At 41.0% G+C, this 18,972-nt stretch carries 13 protein-coding genes; 7 read left to right on the plus strand and 6 right to left on the minus strand.

Features of this window, described 5'->3' with window-relative positions; translation table 11 throughout:
- The first annotated feature begins 10 nt into the window (after positions 1 to 10).
- Genes GKD17_RS18885 through GKD17_RS18895 form a run of 3 tightly spaced genes read left to right on the plus strand, consistent with a single transcriptional unit; the run spans position 11 to position 2,305 of the window.
- Positions 11 to 1,168 (plus strand): 1-acyl-sn-glycerol-3-phosphate acyltransferase, encoded by a 1,158-nt coding sequence (locus GKD17_RS18885; RefSeq protein WP_007832995.1) that lies wholly within the window; start codon positions 11 to 13, stop codon positions 1,166 to 1,168.
- A gap of 58 nt (positions 1,169 to 1,226) precedes the next feature.
- Positions 1,227 to 1,877 carry a NigD1/NigD2 family lipoprotein gene (locus tag GKD17_RS18890; protein WP_007832993.1) on the plus strand — a complete coding sequence of 217 codons (651 nt, stop codon included), beginning with the start codon at positions 1,227 to 1,229 and terminating at the stop codon, positions 1,875 to 1,877.
- Positions 1,878 to 1,906: 29 nt separating this feature from the next.
- Positions 1,907 to 2,305: a rhodanese-like domain-containing protein gene (locus GKD17_RS18895; protein WP_007832992.1), complete on the plus strand. Its 399-nt coding sequence runs from the start codon at positions 1,907 to 1,909 to the stop codon at positions 2,303 to 2,305.
- Positions 2,306 to 2,690: 385 nt separating this feature from the next.
- Here GKD17_RS18895 and GKD17_RS18900 read toward each other — a convergent pair whose 3' ends face one another.
- Genes GKD17_RS18900 through proB form a run of 3 tightly spaced genes read right to left on the minus strand, consistent with a single transcriptional unit; the run spans position 2,691 to position 6,049 of the window.
- Positions 2,691 to 3,656 carry a Rossmann-fold NAD(P)-binding domain-containing protein gene (locus tag GKD17_RS18900; protein WP_007832990.1) on the minus strand — a complete coding sequence of 322 codons (966 nt, stop codon included), beginning with the start codon at positions 3,654 to 3,656 and terminating at the stop codon, positions 2,691 to 2,693.
- Between the two features lie 19 nt (positions 3,657 to 3,675).
- On the minus strand, positions 3,676 to 4,929 hold the full coding sequence (locus GKD17_RS18905; protein WP_007832988.1) for a glutamate-5-semialdehyde dehydrogenase: 1,254 nt from the start codon (positions 4,927 to 4,929) through the stop codon (positions 3,676 to 3,678).
- A 37-nt stretch (positions 4,930 to 4,966) separates the two neighbouring features.
- On the minus strand, positions 4,967 to 6,049 hold the full coding sequence (gene proB / locus GKD17_RS18910; RefSeq protein ID WP_007832986.1) for a glutamate 5-kinase: 1,083 nt from the start codon (positions 6,047 to 6,049) through the stop codon (positions 4,967 to 4,969).
- A gap of 158 nt (positions 6,050 to 6,207) precedes the next feature.
- Between proB and GKD17_RS18915 the strand changes: the two genes are divergently transcribed.
- The 4 genes from GKD17_RS18915 (at position 6,208) to GKD17_RS18930 (ending at position 11,507) form a co-directional block, all read left to right on the plus strand.
- The gene (locus GKD17_RS18915; RefSeq protein ID WP_007832984.1) at positions 6,208 to 6,990 is read left to right on the plus strand and encodes a Cof-type HAD-IIB family hydrolase; all 783 of its coding nucleotides are present in this window, start codon (positions 6,208 to 6,210) and stop codon (positions 6,988 to 6,990) included.
- A 206-nt stretch (positions 6,991 to 7,196) separates the two neighbouring features.
- Positions 7,197 to 9,389 carry a GH92 family glycosyl hydrolase gene (locus tag GKD17_RS18920; protein ID WP_007832982.1) on the plus strand — a complete coding sequence of 731 codons (2,193 nt, stop codon included), beginning with the start codon at positions 7,197 to 7,199 and terminating at the stop codon, positions 9,387 to 9,389.
- 324 nt (positions 9,390 to 9,713) lie between these two features.
- The gene (locus GKD17_RS18925) at positions 9,714 to 10,844 is read left to right on the plus strand and encodes an AAA family ATPase (protein ID WP_007840914.1); all 1,131 of its coding nucleotides are present in this window, start codon (positions 9,714 to 9,716) and stop codon (positions 10,842 to 10,844) included.
- 21 nt (positions 10,845 to 10,865) lie between these two features.
- The gene (locus GKD17_RS18930) at positions 10,866 to 11,507 is read left to right on the plus strand and encodes a hypothetical protein (RefSeq protein ID WP_007832979.1); all 642 of its coding nucleotides are present in this window, start codon (positions 10,866 to 10,868) and stop codon (positions 11,505 to 11,507) included.
- A gap of 100 nt (positions 11,508 to 11,607) precedes the next feature.
- Here GKD17_RS18930 and nanU read toward each other — a convergent pair whose 3' ends face one another.
- The 3 genes from nanU to GKD17_RS18945 form a co-directional block, all read right to left on the minus strand.
- Complete coding sequence (gene nanU, locus GKD17_RS18935) at positions 11,608 to 13,197, minus strand: SusD family outer membrane lipoprotein NanU (RefSeq protein ID WP_005845771.1); 1,590 nt, start codon at positions 13,195 to 13,197, stop codon at positions 11,608 to 11,610.
- 15 nt (positions 13,198 to 13,212) lie between these two features.
- Positions 13,213 to 16,533: a SusC/RagA family TonB-linked outer membrane protein gene (locus GKD17_RS18940; RefSeq protein ID WP_005845769.1), complete on the minus strand. Its 3,321-nt coding sequence runs from the start codon at positions 16,531 to 16,533 to the stop codon at positions 13,213 to 13,215.
- Positions 16,534 to 16,972: 439 nt separating this feature from the next.
- Positions 16,973 to 18,958, minus strand: a complete 1,986-nt coding sequence (locus GKD17_RS18945; protein WP_005845767.1) for a RagB/SusD family nutrient uptake outer membrane protein — start codon at positions 18,956 to 18,958, stop codon at positions 16,973 to 16,975.
- Positions 18,959 to 18,972 lie beyond the last annotated feature (14 nt).

The raw sequence follows: 18,972 nt of genomic DNA on the forward strand, positions 1-18,972 counted from the left end.
CTTATAAATTATGAACATACCAGCTGAATTTAACGAGATTCGTCCGTACACTCCCGAAGAGTTACCGCAAATCTATGAAGAATTAATCGCTGACCCCGTTTTCCGGACAGTGGTAGAGTCTGTTATGCCGGGCGTACCTTTCGAAGGTCTTGCCATGAAGATGCGTCAATGCAAAACAAACCTGGAATTCCAAAAAGCGTTCTTTTACGGACTGTTATGGGATTTGGTGAAAAAAACAGCCAACGGACTGACATTCGACTGTTCCGCCTTGTCTGACTTAACCCGGAACTACACTTTCATCTCCAATCATCGTGACATTATTCTGGATTCGGCTTTTCTATCTATCCTACTGATAGACAAAGGAATGACCACCGTAGAAATCGCCATCGGCGACAACCTGCTCATCTACCCATGGATTCATAAGCTGGTACGTGTCAATAAATCATTCATCGTGAAACGCGGCCTCAACATGCGGCAGAAACTGGAAGCATCTGCTTTGATGTCGCGCTACATGCATTTCGCCATGAAGGAAAAACATGAGAATTTATGGATAGCGCAACGTCAGGGACGTGCCAAAGATTCCAATGACCGTACCCAAGACAGTGTATTGAAAATGATGGCCATGGCAGGTGAAGGCGATGTCACCGAAAGACTGAAAGAACTGAACATCGTTCCGCTCGCTATCTCTTATGAATATGACCCATGCGATTTCCTGAAAGCCAAGGAATTACAACAGAAACGGGATGATCCCTATTTCCAGAAAAGTCCCGAAGACGACCTGATCAATATGCAGACCGGCCTTTACGGATACAAAGGACGCATCCATTTCCAGACTTCCGCCTGTCTGAATCATGAACTGGACGAACTGAAAGAACACAATTTGCCTAAATGTGATTTGTTTACCGCCATATCGGAAACCATAGACCGGCATATACACAGCAGTTACCGCTTGTTTGCAGGTAATTATGTGGCGTGTGACCTCTTGATGGGAGACAACCGTTTCACGGCCGAGTACACAGAAGAAGAAAAAGAGCATTTTGAAAACTACATGGAACAACAGATTGCCAAAGTAGACCTTCACAATAAAGATGCCTCTTTCCTGCGCCATGCTTTGCTGACTATGTATGCCAATCCGCTCATCAATTACCTGAAAGCGGCAAAAGGATAAGAACGTTTACCGTAAAGGGTGGATTTTACAGTCCACCCTGAAAAAGAAAATTACAAACATGAGGAAAGTCGTTATTTTATCTTTTCTAGCTTCTTTGCTTCTCGGCGCGTGCGGTGAAGACGATTATGTATATCCCAATGTTCTGACAGATATGATCGACTTGAAAACCGATCATACAGGAACCGGACGATATCTGATAACGGACGAAGGGACAGAGTGGCGCATCCAGTCACGTACCGGTCTTGACGGACTGGCACCAGACACCACGTACCGCACGGTTACCATGTACGCTCCATTGACAGACTCGGAAGAAGCAGAAAAAGAAGCCATACTTTACAATACCCAACTGGTTATTTCTCCTGTTCCCTTGCCCGAATCTAAATTCAAGGAGATAAAGACCGATCCGGTGGCCATTCAAAGCATCTGGCGGGGTGGGAATTACCTGAACCTGATTTTACAAGTCAAAGTCAAAGATCAGAAGCACGGCTATCACTTTATTGAGAACAAACTGGAGAACAAAGATGGAGAACAAACATTATACTTGACACTCTATCATGACAGGAATAATGACATCGAAGGTTTCAACCGTAAAGTCTATCTGTCTGTTCCCTTATGGGCATACGCCGGCAAACTGCATAAAGGCGATAAGATTGTATTCAACATCCATACTTATAAAGAAGGTATGACCAGTCGTATCTTTTATTTTTAGCAAACAAAAACATCAAAACATTCCATTTTATGATAAAGACCATTTATTTCATATTCTTCATCTGCGCATTCTCACTAGGATTATGGGCATGTACCGGCAAAGACAGTGACAAATTCAAGAATCTTTCCTCTGACCAGTTTGAGGAAATGATACAGGACAAGACCATCCAACTGATTGATGTACGCACGGTAGCCGAATATTCCGAAGGCCATATACCGGGCAGCATCAATATCAATGTATTGGACAATGAGTTTGGTACAAACATCGAGAAGCTTCTTCAAAAAGACCGTCCCGTAGCCGTTTATTGCAAAAGTGGAAGGCGCAGCCGCAATGCGGCCAATATTTTGGTAAAAAAAGGATTCAAAGTGTATAATCTGGATAAGGGTATCCTAGACTGGAAGGAATTAGGGAAGGAAATAAGTTTTTAACCGTTTTTTCCTTCAAATTCTTCATTATGGTTTAGCAAGTTGATTTACTGTCACTTATTATGAAGGATTTTTTTTCAATCCTTCATAAATTCTTCATCTCTGTAAGTTTGTTCCAGAGTCCCCGTCCGGTCTTCTATTTCCGAAGCGATACCTTTTCCTCTTGAATGGCAATCTTGCCACGCACTGTCTTATAATCAAGCCAAGGATACACACAGTTTTTCGTCCGATAGAAATCACTATGCTGTCCTTTTTAGGCTTATCGTTTCACCTTAGTGATGAAGTTTTATCACTAAGGTGATCAATTTTCATCACATGGGTGATACTGTTTCATCACACAGGTGAAACGATAAATAAAAAAGGAAGCATACGTCATTCCGACTGCCGGTTATTCCAACCCTTCCAGCATTCTCTTTAAAACAACTGTAGCAGAAATTTCCCGGTTGGCCGCTTCAGGAATAACCAACGAAGTAGGAGCTTCAATCACCTCATCGGTCACAATCATGTTTCTTCTCACCGGCAGACAATGCATAAAGAAAGCATTGTTTGTCACTGCCATGTGCGCCGCATCTACCGTCCAACTCATATCCTTGCTCAGGATCTTTCCATAGTCGGCAGGATGGGTGACACCGGGACATGCCCAGTTCTTGGCATAAATAAAGTCAGCCCCTTCAAAAGCTTTCATCTGGTTATATTCCACCTTCGCGCCACGGACAAACTTCGGGTCTAGCTCATAGCCTTCGGGATGAGTGATGACAAAATCCACATCGGCCTCGTTCATCCAGTCGGCAAACGAGTTAGGTACAGCCTGAGGTAATGCACGCGGGTGCGGCGCCCAAGTCAATACCACCTTGGGACGGTCTTTCTTTTTATATTCTTCAATAGTAATCAGGTCGGCGAAAGCCTGCAACGGATGACCGGTAGCGGCTTCCATGGAGAATACAGGCTTGCCGGAATATTTTATGAACTGATTCAGAATCTTTTCAGTATAATCATCCTCGCGGTTCTCAAAATGAGCGAACGAACGCACACCGATGATATCACAATAAGAAGCCATCACCGGAATAGCCTCCAGCAAATGTTCACTCTTATCGCCATCCATAATGACACCGCGCTCTGTTTCCAGCTTCCATGCACCTTGATTCACATCGAGTACAATCACATCCATCCCCAAATTACGAGCTGCCTTCTGGGTACTCAAACGGGTACGCAGACTGTTGTTGAAGAAAATCAACAGACAAGTCTTATGCTTTCCCAGGGTTTCATATTTGTAGCGGTCTTTCTTGATTTCGAAAGCTTCGGCAAGGGCACTCTTCAAGTCGCCCAAATCATGTACGTTTGTAAAGTATCTCATAATCCTTTCATTTATATTATTATTGTCTTATTTGTCCATCCCCCTGAATAATCCACTTGTATGTGTTCAGTTCCTCCAGGCCCATCGGACCACGGGCGTGAAGCTTCTGCGTGCTGATACCTATTTCCGCTCCCAATCCGAACTCACCTCCATCGGTAAACGAAGTAGGCACATTCACATAAACACAAGCCGCATCCACCATCTTCATAAAATAATCGGCCGCCCGGTCATTCTCCGTCACAATACATTCACTATGTCCCGAACCATAAATAGAAATGTGGGCCACAGCCGCCTGTATGGTCATAGTCGCCGTCACTGCCATTTTGTAGTCCAGAAACTCTGTTCCGAAAGTATCCGTAGAAGCATGTTTCAGCAAGTGGGAAGGGTAAGAAGTTTTCAGATAATTATAACACAAGTCATCGGCATAGATTTCCACGTTGTCCTGCTGCAAATCGCTACAAAGAGTGGAAAGGTCGGTCAGCCGGTTCACATCTACAATCAGGCAGTCCAATGCGTTGCACACGCTGACACGACGTGTCTTGGCATTACGGATAATGACGGCTCCCTTCGCCACATCACCATCCTTGTCAAAATAAACATGACACACACCAGCTCCTGTCTCGATAACGGGAATCGTGGCGTTCTGCCGCACATAATCTATCAGCCCCTTGCCGCCCCGGGGAATAATCAAATCCACATAGCCACGGGCATGGAGCAGTGCATCAGCCGAGTCATGTCCTGCCGGCAACAATGCCACCAGATAAGGAGACAAGTGGGCTACATCCAGCAATGTATTCCGGATAATCTCCACCAGAATACGGTTGGAGAAATCGGCATCGCTTCCCCCTTTTAATATACAAGCGTTGCCTGACTTGAAACAAAGTGCAAACACATCCAAAGTCACATTAGGACGAGCTTCATAAATAATGCCTATCACCCCAAAAGGCACACTTACCTTGGTCAGCTTCATGCCATTGGGACGCACAGTCTCATTCAGTATTCTCCCCGACGGAGAAGGCAACGTGGCTACTTGCCGTATGCCTCCAGCTATAGCGCGAATACGTTCCGCCGTCAGTTTCAAACGGTCATATTTGGGATTTAAGGGATCCATCGCCGCCAAATCTTTGGCGTTCTCTTCCAGAATCCGATCCGTAGCAGCCTCCACCCTGTCGGCCAATGCATACAAAGTGTCATTGATGATCTCCTCCTTGCAGAAAGCAAGAGATCCTTTTGCCTGCCGCACCTGTTTAAAAATATCTTTTATCTGTTCCATAGTCACTTCATTTTATCTAAATCATTACCACACCGCATCAGTCCAAATACAAATAATCATAGTGTACCATAGGTTTCTGCCCATGTTTCCCCTGCAATGCACGTGCTTCTGCCGAATCAAATCCGATGCGTCCCACTCCTATCTGCCTGCCCCGGTGGTCTATGATTTTCACTATATCATCTTTTTCAAATTCCCCTTCTATGCGGACCACTCCCACAGGAAGCAGGCTTACCGCCTTATGTCCTTTCAACACTTTCACGGCCTGTTCGTTCAAATGCAACTCGCCTTTCGCAAAGCCTTCGCTGTGGGCAATCCACTTCTTCACGCTGGATACTCCGCCTTCTGCCGGAATAAAGCGCGTACAGACTGTCCCTGCCGGATGTTGCAGTAAATCGACCAGAATATTGTCTTTCTTGCCATTGGCTATAATGACTGTGATACCCTCATCGGCCACTTTGCGGGCAATGGTAGTCTTTGTCAGCATACCGCCCCGGCCAAAGCCCGATTTCTCCGTCTGTATATAGTCCGAAAGATCCTTTCCCTGCTCCACCTCCCGTATCACCTGCGTACCGAGGGTAGAAGGAGAGCCATTGTATATGCCGTCAATATTGCTCAGTATGATTAATGCCTGCATATCCATCATAGAAGCGATCATTCCCGAAAGTTCGTCATTGTCTGTAAACATCAGTTCGGTGACCGAAATAGTATCATTCTCATTTACGATAGGTATGACACCGTTCTCCAGCATCACCATCATACAGTTGCGCTGGTTCAGGTAATGACGGCGCGTGCCAAAACTTTCTTTCGTAGTCAGCACCTGCCCGACGGGAATACCGTGTTCACGAAACAGCTCATAGTAACGGTTGATCAGCTTTGCCTGCCCCACCGCCGAGAAAAGTTGCCTTTGCTCCACACTATCTAATTTTTTGGAAGGTTTGATCTCGCTGCGTCCCGAAGCTACCGCCCCAGATGAAATCAGAATGACTTCCACTCCGGCTTTGCGCAATTCCGCCACTTGGTCTACCAATGCCGACATACGCGTCACATCCAGTGTACCGTCTTTACGCGCCAACACATTACTACCTATCTTTACTGCTATTCTTGTAAACTGAACTGCCATTTCTCTTGTTATTTTAGAAACACAAATATAGATATTAAAATCAATCTGTAAAGTCAAATAAGCCAAAAATTAACCTTTATCGTATTTGTGTGCATGTATTTTAATTCTCATCTTTGCAAAATGAAAATATATAACGATAATATTCAATAGGCAAACGTATGGTTAAAGCTATTTTTTTCGATATTGACGGTACATTGGTTTCTTTTGAAACTCATAAAATTCCCGCTTCAACCCAAGAAGCATTAAAAGCACTTCGTGATAAAGGCATTAAAATATTTATTGCCACCGGACGCCCACAATGTTTAATAAACAATCTGAGTGATTTAGAGTTTGACGGGTATATCACAGTCAACGGCAGCTATTGTTTTACTGCCGGCCACCAGCCCATTTATAAAGGTTGCATCCCGCAAGAAGACATTGAACGGCTAATAACTTTTCAACAGAAATATCCGGTACCTTTCGTTTTTGTACACGGCAATGAAATGTTCGTCACTGAAGTGAATGACAGAGTACAGGCTGTTTCCGATCTGATTGAAATTCCTGTTCCCCCTGTCGCCTCCATAGAAGAAGCCCGTGGAAAAGATATCCTGCAAATAATGGGATACTTTACGGCCGAAGAGGAAAAAGAAACAGATATATTCGGCAAAGTGCTGACTCATTGCGAACCGATGCGCTGGTATCCATTGTTTGCCGATATCATTGCACGGGGCAACAGTAAAAGTACGGGAATAGACAAAGTGCTGGCATATTTTGACATTGACCTGAAAGACACAATGGCTTTCGGTGACGGCGGCAACGATATCCCCATGCTGAAACACGTAACCACAGGGATAGCTATGGGAAATGCCGAGCCCCATGTCAAAGCTGTGGCCGACTACGTGACAACCTCCGTAGATGAAGACGGGATAGCCAATGCTTTGAAACATTTCGGATTAATCTAAAGAAGATTTGATGAAAAGAAAATGAATGATGCAGAGAGTATCCTCATGAGAGATCCAAAACTAAGGTTTTTCATGTCGTTTATTAATTTAAGATGTACCAAGATATTCATTTACTTCTTATTAATTCGTTTCTTGTTTTGATTTCTTGACCCATTTTTCCAGAAAACTCTTTATCTTTACACAAAATATTTATTAATTGCGAATCTATGAAGAAAACCTATTCTATCCTTTGCGCATTTGTATTGGCAGGCTCGTTCTTCGGCTGTTCCACAACACAGCAGAAGACAAGCGAAACTGACTACACGCAGTATGTTAACACGTTCATCGGAGCAGCAGACAACGGACATACCTTTCCCGGTGCCTGCCGTCCTTTCAGCATGATCCAGACAAGCCCCGTAACCGGAGCTATCGGCTGGAGATATTGCTCGGAATATGTGTACACCGACTCCCTGATATGGGGATTTACCCAAACACACCTTAATGGAACAGGGTGTATGGATTTGGGAGATATCCTGGTGATGCCAGTTACCGGCACACGCGCCCGTGCCTGGGACGCTTATCGCAGCCACTTCCCCAAAGACAAGGAAGCAGCGACTCCCGGATACTACACCGTAGAGCTGACTGATCCCGGCGTGAAAGCCGAACTGACCGTCTCTCCCCATGCCGCCCTACACCGTTATACCTATCATAACGCCGACTCGGCATCTGTATTGATTGACCTTCAGCACGGACCTGCGTGGAACGAAAACCAATATCATTCGCAAGTACAAAGTTGCGAAACCAATTGGGAAGATGCACAAACTTTGACCGGACATGTACGCAACAGCGTATGGGTGAACCAGGATTGCTTTTTTGTTATGAAGTTCAATCGTCCCGTCATAGATACCCTGTATCTGCCCATGGCCGAAACAGAAAAAGGGAAACGTATCATCGCTACTTTTGACATGGAGCCGGGAGAGGAACTGCTGATGAAAGTAGCCATGTCCACCACCGGCGTGGATGGAGCCAAGAAGAATATGGAAGCGGAAATAGCCGACTGGAATTTTGAAGGAGTGAAGCAAGCAGCACACGACGAATGGAATAATTATCTGAGCCGCATTGAAATAACCGGTACGGATGATGAGAAGACCAACTTCTATACTAGCTTCTACCATGCCCTGATACAGCCCAACCAAATCTCGGACGTAGACGGATGGTACCGTAATGCAGCCGATTCCATCGTTAAAGCCGGTAACGGAGCTTTTTATTCCACTTTCTCCTTATGGGACACTTACCGTGCCGCCCATCCGTTTTACACCTTAATGGTTCCTGAAAAAGTAGATGGATTCGTCAATTCATTGGTAGAACAGGCTGAAGTACAGGGCTTCCTGCCTATCTGGGGACTTTGGGGAAAAGAAACATATACCATGATTGGCAACCACGGTGTTTCAGTTATCGCCGAAGCTTACCGCAAAGGCTTCCGAGGCTTTGATGCCGAGCGTGCCTTCAATGCTATCAAAAATACCCAAACCGTATCTCATAAACTGAAATCCGATTGGGAAACTTATATGAAATACGGTTATTTCCCTACTGACTTGATTAAGACAGAATCAGTATCCTCTACGCTGGAATCGGTATATGATGATTACGCCGCAGCCGATATGGCCCAACGTATGGGTAAAGAGGAAGATGCCGCTTATTTTGCCAAACGTGCCGATTTTTATAAGAACCTGTTCGATACTGAAACGCAATTCATGCGTCCCCGCAATGCTGACGGGAGTTGGAAATCTCCTTTCAACCCTAGTCAGGTTGCCCACATGGAAAGTACCGGTGGAGACTATACCGAAGGTAATGCATGGCAGTACACTTGGCATGTGCAACATGATGTGCCGGGGCTTATTGAGTTATTCGGCGGAGAACAAGCATTCTTAAACAAATTGGATTCTTTATTCACCTTGAAACTGGAAACCACCCAGGCAGATGTTACCGGCTTGATCGGTCAATACGCACACGGCAATGAACCCAGCCATCACATTACTTATTTATATACGTTGGCAGGTCGCCCCGAACGTACCCAAGAACTGATCCGTGAAATCTTTGATACGCAATATCATCCCGAACCCGACGGACTCTGTGGCAATGATGACTGCGGACAGATGTCAGCATGGTATATGTTCTCTGCTATGGGGTTCTATCCGGTAGATCCGGTAAGTGGCAATTATGTATTCGGCGCCCCACAGATGCCTGAAATTGTATTGAACCTGGCCGATGGAAAGACTTTCACGATCATTGCCGAAGGATTATCAAAGGAACACAAGTATATTGACAGTATTACACTGAACGGTGAACCTTATACAAAGAATTATATCTCGCATGAAGATATCCTAAAGGGCGGGACTTTGGTGTATAAGATGAAATAAGGAATCTACCTCATTACAGGAAGAGGGTATGTATAGCTGGAGCCGACTGTCATACCCTCTTCCTGCTTTCTGTTCCTGATGCTTTTCAAAGGATCATAATGCTCCAGGTATTTATGCCCTTATCCATGAAACATGATCATTATCATTATCAGCATAACTTCTGTTTTAGATATCTTGTAATTGCCATATTAAATTGTTGCCATGAACCATGTCAAGTCAGAACATGATATAATAGGCAAAACAAAAATACAACTCTTATATTTGCTCAATCCAAACTTTATTGCGTTATTTGCGTTACATGTTTTATGTAACATAAAAACTGCAATGAAGAGTATTTCTACTAATCCATTTTTAATAACCGGTTACCAAGGGCCCGACTATTTCTGTGACCGCGAAAAAGAAACAGCTTCTTTAATGTCAGCATTAAAGAATGGCAGAAATATTACATTAATCAGTCCGCGCCGTATGGGAAAGACAGGACTAATAAAGAATGTATTTTACTATATTCAAAAAGAAAATAAATCTGCCGCCTGTTTTTATCTGGATATATTTTCAACCCAGAATCTTCAGGAGTTTGTATCTCTACTGGGACGAAGTGTGTTGGGGAAATTAGATACCTTATCACAGAGTACCTTAAAATCGCTATTCTCATTCTTTAAAAGTTGCCGTCCGGTCATCAGCGCCGATGAAATTACAGGAATGCCATCTGTAACACTCGACTTTATTCCGGAACGTTCAGAAGAAACCTTGAAAGAGATTTTCACCTACCTAAACCAATCGGGAGTAGAATGTTATATAGCCATTGACGAATTCCAGCAAATAATGGAATATCCGGAGAAAGGAGTGGAAGGCCTGTTGAGATCGTATATCCAGTTCACCCCGAATGTGCATTTTATCTTTTCGGGCAGCAAAAAGCATTTGATGGAGTCTATCTTCTTTTCCATCAAAAGACCTTTTTACCAATCTACGCAGAAACTTTTCCTGGCCCCTATTCCTTATACTCCTTACCGGGAGTTTGCCAAGAAACTGTTTGATGAAAGGAAAAAAACTTTGCAGGAAAATATCTTCCATGAAATTTATCAATCGGTAAAAGGACATACGTGGTATATGCAATATCTTTTAAACAGATTGTATTCATTGCCACAGCAGACTCCGACCATAGAGCTGTTGCATACACTCATCCAGGAAATCATACAGGAGGAAGAATATACTTATCAAACCTATTTCCAGTTTTTAACTTCCAATCAGATTCAGTTGCTGAAAGCTATAGCCAAAGAGGAAATTGTAAATGAGATTAACAGTGCCACATTCATAAAGAAATATGATTTAAAAGGAGCCAGCAGCATAAATGTAGCATTAAAGTCTTTAATTAATAAGGAGTTTGTCTTAAAAGAGCAGCAAGGATATATAGTATACGATCGTTTTTTGGCAATTTGGCTCAAAGGACTAGTATGAATAATTAAAATCTCCATCACTATGAATACAAAAGGAATTCTTATTGCAATTCTGGCATTGGGAAGCATAACGTTGATAAATGCCCAACAACCTGCCGGCTATTTCTTCAAGGAATTTACTCCAGGAAAAGTTTTATTGAAAAACAAACAGTTTGCCAAAGGGAAATTTAACTATGACTGTATAAACAAGGAAATGCATTTTTTGAATGAATCGACAGACATGGTTATAGAGAATTTGGAAGATATTGATACAGTAGTCATTGATATACACCGCTTTATTCCGTTTGAGGGACATTTTATGGAAGTGATGACTGATCAGCATACCACTCTTTTTATAGACTGGAAAGTAAAGCCAAAAGATATCGGGAAGAAAGGAGCTATGGGAACAGTTACTCATGGCAGTGTTCAAGCAATTGATGTCAATACACGCTTCCAACGTGTTAACGGTGAACAGAATTTAGACCTTTCGGTCTATAAAATGGTAACGGAAAATGTTTATTACACTCAGATTAAAGGCAAGTTGAGAAGCTTTCGAAATATCCATTCACTTCTGAAATTGTATTCAAAAGATAAGCAACAACTTATCAAAGAGTTCATTGAAACAGAAAAGATTAAGATAGAAAAACCCAAAGATATACTAAAAGTCTTGAAACGGTTTCAATAAAAGAAGGTGTCCGAAAAGTGAAGTGCCCTCTAAAAGTTTTATGTCTAACTTTTGGAGGCTGTCCATTTCAGACACCTTCTTTTATTATATAACTAATACTTTATTTTCCTCCACTAGATTCATATCCTGGTGTCTGCTTCAATGCCGAATTATTAGTCAATGTATTCTTATCAATAGGCCAAAGCAAACGGGTTGCTTCTGCTGTAGTATGTTCCAATACATATTCATCACCTGCTAAGCGCAGATCATACCAACGTTTTCCTTCAACCATAAACTCACGCATACGTTCTTTTAGAACAGCTTCCATTGCACCGGCATTATCCGGTTTTACAGACTTATTATCCGCATAAAGTGCGGCATCATTATCATTGGGATATTGTACTTCCGGATGTGCATTAAAATAATCTTCACCATAGGCACGTTTACGTACTGCATTAATTTCTTCCACAGGGTCCTCTCCTAAAAAAGCCTTAGCTTGAGCTAACAACAACAAGCAATCTGCATACCGATAAACAGGATAATCATCCAATGGACTACGCGTATCAGCCCCATCAAGCAATGTACCCAAAAACTTGGCCGGATACAACCCATAAAGAGATAAAGTTCCATCTTCCTTTTTTTCATAAGCAGCCTGAAGTGTGCTTCGCTTACGGGTATCGTTATCATTAAAGCATTTAGTATACACATCCTTATTAACTGGGTAACGGATCGTACCATTCACTTTCACTTTATCACCCAATGAACTAATGGGATTACCATTCTCATCCATATATCCGAATAATATATTTTGCTGTGGAAACATATTATTATTATATGTTACATCCCCCCACATATTATATTCATCGCGTGCATTGCGAATCGCAAATATTATCTCTTTATTATTCTTGTTATCATAAGAAAATACTTCAGAGAAATCCTCCAACAAACCAAATTTATCGGTTTGATTTCTCACTTCCTGCAATGCATTTTTCGCTGTTGTATAATCTTCGTTACCACCTCCCATGTGTTTTCCTCTCCACATATATACTTCACCCTTCAACATCATGGTAGCTGCTTTAGACCAAAAATAACGCTGAGAATCATTTCTAAACCCATAATTATCCCCAAAAGCAGTTTCTGAAGCCTGTAAATCATCAACAATCAATTTCATTACGTCAGCAGCAGAAGAAGCTGGTCTTGCTAAATTTCCAAGATCCAAGCTCGACCCTTCCGAGAAATCGGTCCATATCACTACATCTCCATAAGATCGTAACAACTGAAAGTAAAGGAAAGCACGGATACCATAAACTTCGCCCAGATAATATTTCTTGGTACTTTCATTCATCGACATACCTTCCACCTTGTTTATCATCAGATTAGCCTGATTAATCACCTCATATAAATTTCCAAAATTAGAAACAACCGTATTCACATCGTTCAAACTGTTGTTCCACATACGTTCATTACCCTGGGTAGCACTACCAAATGTTGACTCTCCAAAATAATAATCCGCACGAGGTTCTCCAAAAAGAAAAATGCTATAACTACATTTCTCTCTAAACTTAGAATGTAACCCCACATTAAAAGCATCCACCTGTGCTTCTGTCTGCCAATATTTATTATCGGCAATACTACTTATTGGCTCCAAATCCAAAGAATTACACCCGGTAAAAGCTATGCCAACCATTAAATATGCTAATATTTTTTTCATAATGAGTCTTGTTGATTAAAATGAAACAGATAAACCAAATAATACAGTTCTTGGAGTAGGATAACGTCCATTATCAATACCACGACCATATTCTGTACTTACAGCCGGTTCCGGAGATGTACCTTCATAACCAGTTATATAAAACAAATTCTGACCTGTGACATAAACAGAAGCATCCGTCATGAAACATTTACTGATTAGTGATTTCGGTAATGTATAACTTAATGTAAGCTCTCGCAAACACAAATAATCCCCCTTTTCATAATAATGAGAATTGTTGTTATCAGCAGCAGTTAAACCATTATTAGAACGTGTGATATTCTTTTTGATATTCTGATCGCCAAAATAATATTTAGATAAATCTGTGTTCGGATTATCTTCTGTCCACATATCTTTCACATCAGTTATAATATTCCATGTGCCTTGATACTGGCCCAATGTACGAGCCTTTAAATCATTATACAATGTATGTCCTAATGCATAATCAAAACGTCCATACAACGACCAATTTTTATAGCTGAATGTAGTAGAGAATCCACCGGTTATATTAGGAAATATATTACCAACGACATAACGGTCATATGAATCTATCACATCATTTCCATCCATATCCTCCCAACAAACATCTCCTGGTTCAATAGGTTTCCAACCTTGTTTACCTGCATATTCTGCTGCCTTACCCGGACCATACAAATTTGCGACATTATCAATTCGATTGTTTGCATATTTTTTTACATCATCCCAATCTTTAAAAATATGATTTTGTTTATAGGCAATAAGCTCACCTAACTTTCCACCTTCCTGACGGCCGCCAACCCATACTAACTCTCCTTTATTAGGATCCCATACCTGAGCACCACCTACACGGTTATTAACCTCCTTATTGTCAGGCAATTTTATAATTTTATTAGCTACAGTAGAAAGGTTTGCTGTCATATCCCAAGTGAATCCACCTTTATTTATGATATTAGCACGTACTTCCGCTTCAAAACCAGAATTACGAAGAGTACCCAAATTAGTAGCAATCTTATCAAATCCTGTATACCCTGGTAAAGCAAGATCGGTAAGCAAATCTTTTGTCTTGCGATTATAATAATCCAGAATAAAGCTCAAACGATTATTGAAGAAACCAATATCAAGTCCGGCTTCAAAGCTTTGGCTCTGTTCCCAACGTAACCCTGTATTAACCAATGCACTATTGTATATACCGGTTTCACCACCATAAGGTTTCGTTGTTGCATACTCACCATATACCGTATAATTACCTAAACCGTTCACATTACCATTCACACCATAACTAAGACGAGGTTTAAAGGTGGAAATCAAATCAGAAACGTTGGAATCCTTCCAAAACTGCTCTTCTGTAATATTCCATCCGGCAGAAACTCCAGGGAAAAATCCCCATCTATTATCCTTCAATTTAGAAATACCATCATAACGGAACACAACAGAAAGTAAGTATTTCATTTCATAGTTATAATTCAGACGTCCAAAACTAGAAAGTATTCGATAAGCACTCTTAGTAGTACTAGTTTCAGTGCGAGTTGCGCCTACATTTAAAGTAGGGATATCATCAGTAGGAGAATTTTGAGTTTTTGCCGCAAGCTTAAACTGATCATAAGTAAAATATTCACCCCCTAACATGACCTCCAAATTATGCTTATCAGCAAAAGTGTCGGTATAAGTCAATGTAGCATTATATTGCTGTTGAGTATAACGTTCCTGCTCCACAGAAGCCTCACGTGTTGTATTTGTATCTTTATTCTCCAATTGGTACGCTTTATTAAATTTTTCCACCATGTAATCATAACGATACAAAGAAGCGTTACCGTTTAACACTAATTTCTTTGGAAGAATATCCAATTTAAATCCTATATTATAAGTGCTTTTATTCGTTCCGTCAGAATACAGTAATTTATCTCTGAAATAAGCGGGATTACCATCGGAAATATTAGTATCAGCCGAATTAGGACTACCATCCTCATTCCAAGGATTCCAAGTAGGACGCATACCACGTGTACGATAAAAGAACTCATAAGTACCTGTCCATGACAATGTAGGCTGTGTAGACCAGGAATAAGTAGTTCCTGCATTTATTGTCAAAAATGGGAAGAGCTTATAGGAGCCGTTCAAGGAGCCATTAAAACGTTGATAACCAGTTCCAACGACCTGACCATCCTCATCATAATACCCTAAACTGGCAGCAAAAGTTCCTTTATCATTTCCACCATTGATACTGATATAATGATCTTGCATCAACGCAGGTGAATTAAAAATCTCATCATCCATAGCTCCATGATAATCTTTATAAACCAACTGTTTACCAGAGTAAGGATCAGTCATCGTCTGCCATCCTTGATTCACCAAATCCTCATTGCCTTCCAAATAACGTACATCATAGTTATTTTTAGTTGTACCACAACCATTCTGAGTATCAGGATTCCATCCATCACTATATCCTGCTACCGCTTGGTTAGCATTTTTAAATCCCAGTCGAGTATAATACAAATAATCACCAGCATTCAGATATTCATATCCTTTGCGGGCAAAGTTCATACCCATCTTGAATTTATAATTAACATCTACTTTTCCCTCTTTACCTTTTTTCGTTTCAATCAAGATAACACCCCCATTAGCACGAGCACCATAGATAGCGGTCGATGCAGCATCCTTCAAAACCTGGATAGATTCTATATCCGAGGAGTTAATATCTGCCATATTATTACGCACTATTCCATCAACAATAATTAATGCGGCACTATTATCCCCCGTAATTGTTGCTCCCCCACGCAAAGTTATATTAGGTGAGCTACCTGGCTGCCCTGTAGTATTGACAACACGTAATCCCGATACAGATCCTTGTAATGACTGTCCCACATTACTATAAGCCGCCTTCTTTAAGACCTGGTCATCCATTTTAGTAATAGCAGTAGTCAAAGCTGCACGTTTTTGAGAACCACCATAGCCGACAACAACAACTTCATCCAAAGTTTGAGTATCATCTTTCAAAATAACATTCAGCGGAGTTCCATTCCATTTCATTTCTTGAGTGATATAACCAACGAAAGAAATCTGAATAACATCTCCATTCTTTACATCATTTAAAGTGAAATTACCATCAAAATCTGTGATGGTACCATTGGTAGTTCCTTTTACTACCACAGATGCACCAATAACAGTTTCCCCTGTAGCATCTTTGACAACACCTGTACAAGTTCCACTCTGTTGTGTGATTTTCAAATCGGTAACGCCGGGACTGGCAACCGCGTATGCTGCTCCGGTAGAGGCACCCATTAGGAACAGCATCATGCTGACTGATTTTAGTCGTTTTAACATAGCTGTGATTCTTTAAATATTTATTAAAAATCAACCAGTTTAAGATATTATTCTTAAACTAAACCAAGATTGACGCTGCAAATATATAATATATTTGATATATTTAAGAATATAAACAAAAATATTTTATTATAACCTCCGTTATTTAATAAAACATTAAATCATCACACATTATCATTCACCTTTATTTTATTTATATTCACTTGAAAATAGTTTATTTTATGCATTAATATAACAATAGATCACCGCATCACATATGCCCTCGACTATGAAGTTCTTTATTCATGATACTCTTCACTATAATGTTTCATCACACCTTCAGACAGATAAGCGATGCCTACCTTCAAAAGGTAAAATACACGCTTAAGAAATAAATGCCTTAAATAAAAGCAGGGAAGCCTAAAAAGACTTCCCTACAAAATAATATCAATATATATTCTTATTCGACCGAAACAGCCCCTGTACTAGCCTCATATTTCCATCCTGGATTTTGATAAACCGAAGATGAGGTGAAGTCATTGGGATCTGATGCAGTCTGACGGAATACAGCCACCCCAATGGGCTCTAAATAATGGGCAGGAGTAAAGAGGAATCCCTTTTGTTTTGCAATGGTATTATTTTCCAATATTTTTTCGTATGGAAGTATATACACACTTGATTCAGGAGAAGACATATTTCCTGTTGACGGATTTACTATACAAAGATCTTTTAATTGTTCCTCATATACACTACCCCAATAACGCATACCTTCCGTGCGATAAGGAGTCGTTTTAAACTGATCAAGTGCCCTCCAGCGTTTCAAATCATCCCATCGGAAAGCTTCAGCACAAAGTTCATTACGGCGCTCACGACGAATATTATACAAAGTCGGATCAATCATAGTTCCATGTGAATAAGCGGCAAAATCCCCTTTTGCTTCTTCCAGCATATTAGTTGCGGCAATTGTCTTATTATAATCCGGATCTACTTTTGCACGTGTACGTAACGCTCTCCAATATCCATCTGCCGTTCCGTCAACAGTTCCATTCTTCTCGTATGAAGCTTCCATATAGATAAGCATAGCTTCCGCACCACGGAAAACAATACCTCCAGAGGTACCGGCAGAATGGTCATTCGCCATATGAGTTGAATAATGTTTACCCTTCTTTACAATATAACCTGTTGTTGCTAAACTGCCCGCATCACCGAATATCAAACTGATTTGACAAATACTGGGTGTACCATCATCACCATAATAATTCACATCTCCCGGCTTTTTAGTGAATATACCAAGACGAGAGTCACGATTCTGTACCGTAGCAACTACACCTTCCTTCTCCCAATCGGGATTATACCCCGAACCACTGGCATAAACAGGCAAACCATTACGCATAAGGAATGAATTGACCATACCACGTGTCCAGCCTGATCCACCACCATTACGACAAAGTTCCATCTGCAAATTACTGGTTACCCCCAATGATTCATCAAATTTTTTCCACATTAGAATCTCCTTATACCCTTCCATATTCTCATCACAGAACATGGTATAATATGGATTGATAGAAACCAATGAAGCATTCATTCCTTCCGGAGTATCTGTATTCTCTGCTAAATTGCCTACCATTTGGTCTGCAACAAACTTCGAAGCAGCAATCGCTTCATCAAGGAAATAATTAATTTCCACATCAGCATCATAACCTTGCGCATCTTTACCCGGCCATCCGCTTCCTCCCGGTACAAAAGCTGTACCACGATGATATTTTTCCCAAGTAGCTTCATATAAAGCTACACGAGCATGAAGCAAATAAGCTACATTTTTAGAAATACGATTTTTACCACCCGGAGGATTATTCAACAACATGTCTTCCGCCTTTTTTAAATCTTCAATAATAAAACGAGCAACCTTATGACGCGGTTGGCGCTTGCTAGCTTCCACCAATTCACCTTGAATATCGGGAAGTGCCGTTGTGACAATAGGCAGATCACCAAATTTTGTAAAAAGTTGAAAATAGCTATATGCACGGTTCACGTACATTTCTCCAATGTAATGTTTCACATTATCTTGGTTACCAGTTATAGCCCCCTCCTCATATCTTGGTAATACTTGGTCAAAAAAGTAGTTGCATGAACGAATATCCTCCCATTTCCACTCGCCACGGTCGGCAGCAACTTTTTTCTCACCAGGAATCCAAAACGAATTACTTGTTCCGCTTGCCTGATTATCTGTATCATTATCTTTTCCAAAAAGATTAATACCATACTTATCATCCACAGTAACAAACTTATAGTTATTTATGGCATAAGCTGCTAAATCCGCTTCTGCAGAAAAGAATTTTTCAGGAGTAACCTTATCCAATGGTTCTCTATCCAAGAAGTCATTACAACTTGTCAGGCTGCCCATCAGCAAAGCTCCGATAGTTAAATATTGAATATAATTTTTCATATAGATCTTATTTT

This window comes from Phocaeicola dorei (genome assembly GCF_013009555.1).
GTDB lineage: Bacteria > Bacteroidota > Bacteroidia > Bacteroidales > Bacteroidaceae > Phocaeicola > Phocaeicola dorei.

What these genes read in the sequence shown, in the direction of transcription:
- GKD17_RS18885 (WP_007832995.1), top strand. Translation starts at nt 11, where the DNA reads ATGAACATACCAGCTGAATTTAACGAGATTCGTCCGTACACTCCCGAA.
- GKD17_RS18890 (WP_007832993.1), top strand. Translation starts at nt 1,227, where the DNA reads ATGAGGAAAGTCGTTATTTTATCTTTTCTAGCTTCTTTGCTTCTCGGC.
- GKD17_RS18895 (WP_007832992.1), top strand. Translation starts at nt 1,907, where the DNA reads ATGATAAAGACCATTTATTTCATATTCTTCATCTGCGCATTCTCACTA.
- GKD17_RS18900 (WP_007832990.1), bottom strand. Translation starts at nt 3,656, where the DNA reads ATGAGATACTTTACAAACGTACATGATTTGGGCGACTTGAAGAGTGCC.
- GKD17_RS18905 (WP_007832988.1), bottom strand. Translation starts at nt 4,929, where the DNA reads ATGGAACAGATAAAAGATATTTTTAAACAGGTGCGGCAGGCAAAAGGA.
- proB (WP_007832986.1), bottom strand. Translation starts at nt 6,049, where the DNA reads ATGGCAGTTCAGTTTACAAGAATAGCAGTAAAGATAGGTAGTAATGTG.
- GKD17_RS18915 (WP_007832984.1), top strand. Translation starts at nt 6,208, where the DNA reads ATGGTTAAAGCTATTTTTTTCGATATTGACGGTACATTGGTTTCTTTT.
- GKD17_RS18920 (WP_007832982.1), top strand. Translation starts at nt 7,197, where the DNA reads ATGAAGAAAACCTATTCTATCCTTTGCGCATTTGTATTGGCAGGCTCG.
- GKD17_RS18925 (WP_007840914.1), top strand. Translation starts at nt 9,714, where the DNA reads ATGAAGAGTATTTCTACTAATCCATTTTTAATAACCGGTTACCAAGGG.
- GKD17_RS18930 (WP_007832979.1), top strand. Translation starts at nt 10,866, where the DNA reads ATGAATACAAAAGGAATTCTTATTGCAATTCTGGCATTGGGAAGCATA.
- nanU (WP_005845771.1), bottom strand. Translation starts at nt 13,197, where the DNA reads ATGAAAAAAATATTAGCATATTTAATGGTTGGCATAGCTTTTACCGGG.
- GKD17_RS18940 (WP_005845769.1), bottom strand. Translation starts at nt 16,533, where the DNA reads ATGTTAAAACGACTAAAATCAGTCAGCATGATGCTGTTCCTAATGGGT.
- GKD17_RS18945 (WP_005845767.1), bottom strand. Translation starts at nt 18,958, where the DNA reads ATGAAAAATTATATTCAATATTTAACTATCGGAGCTTTGCTGATGGGC.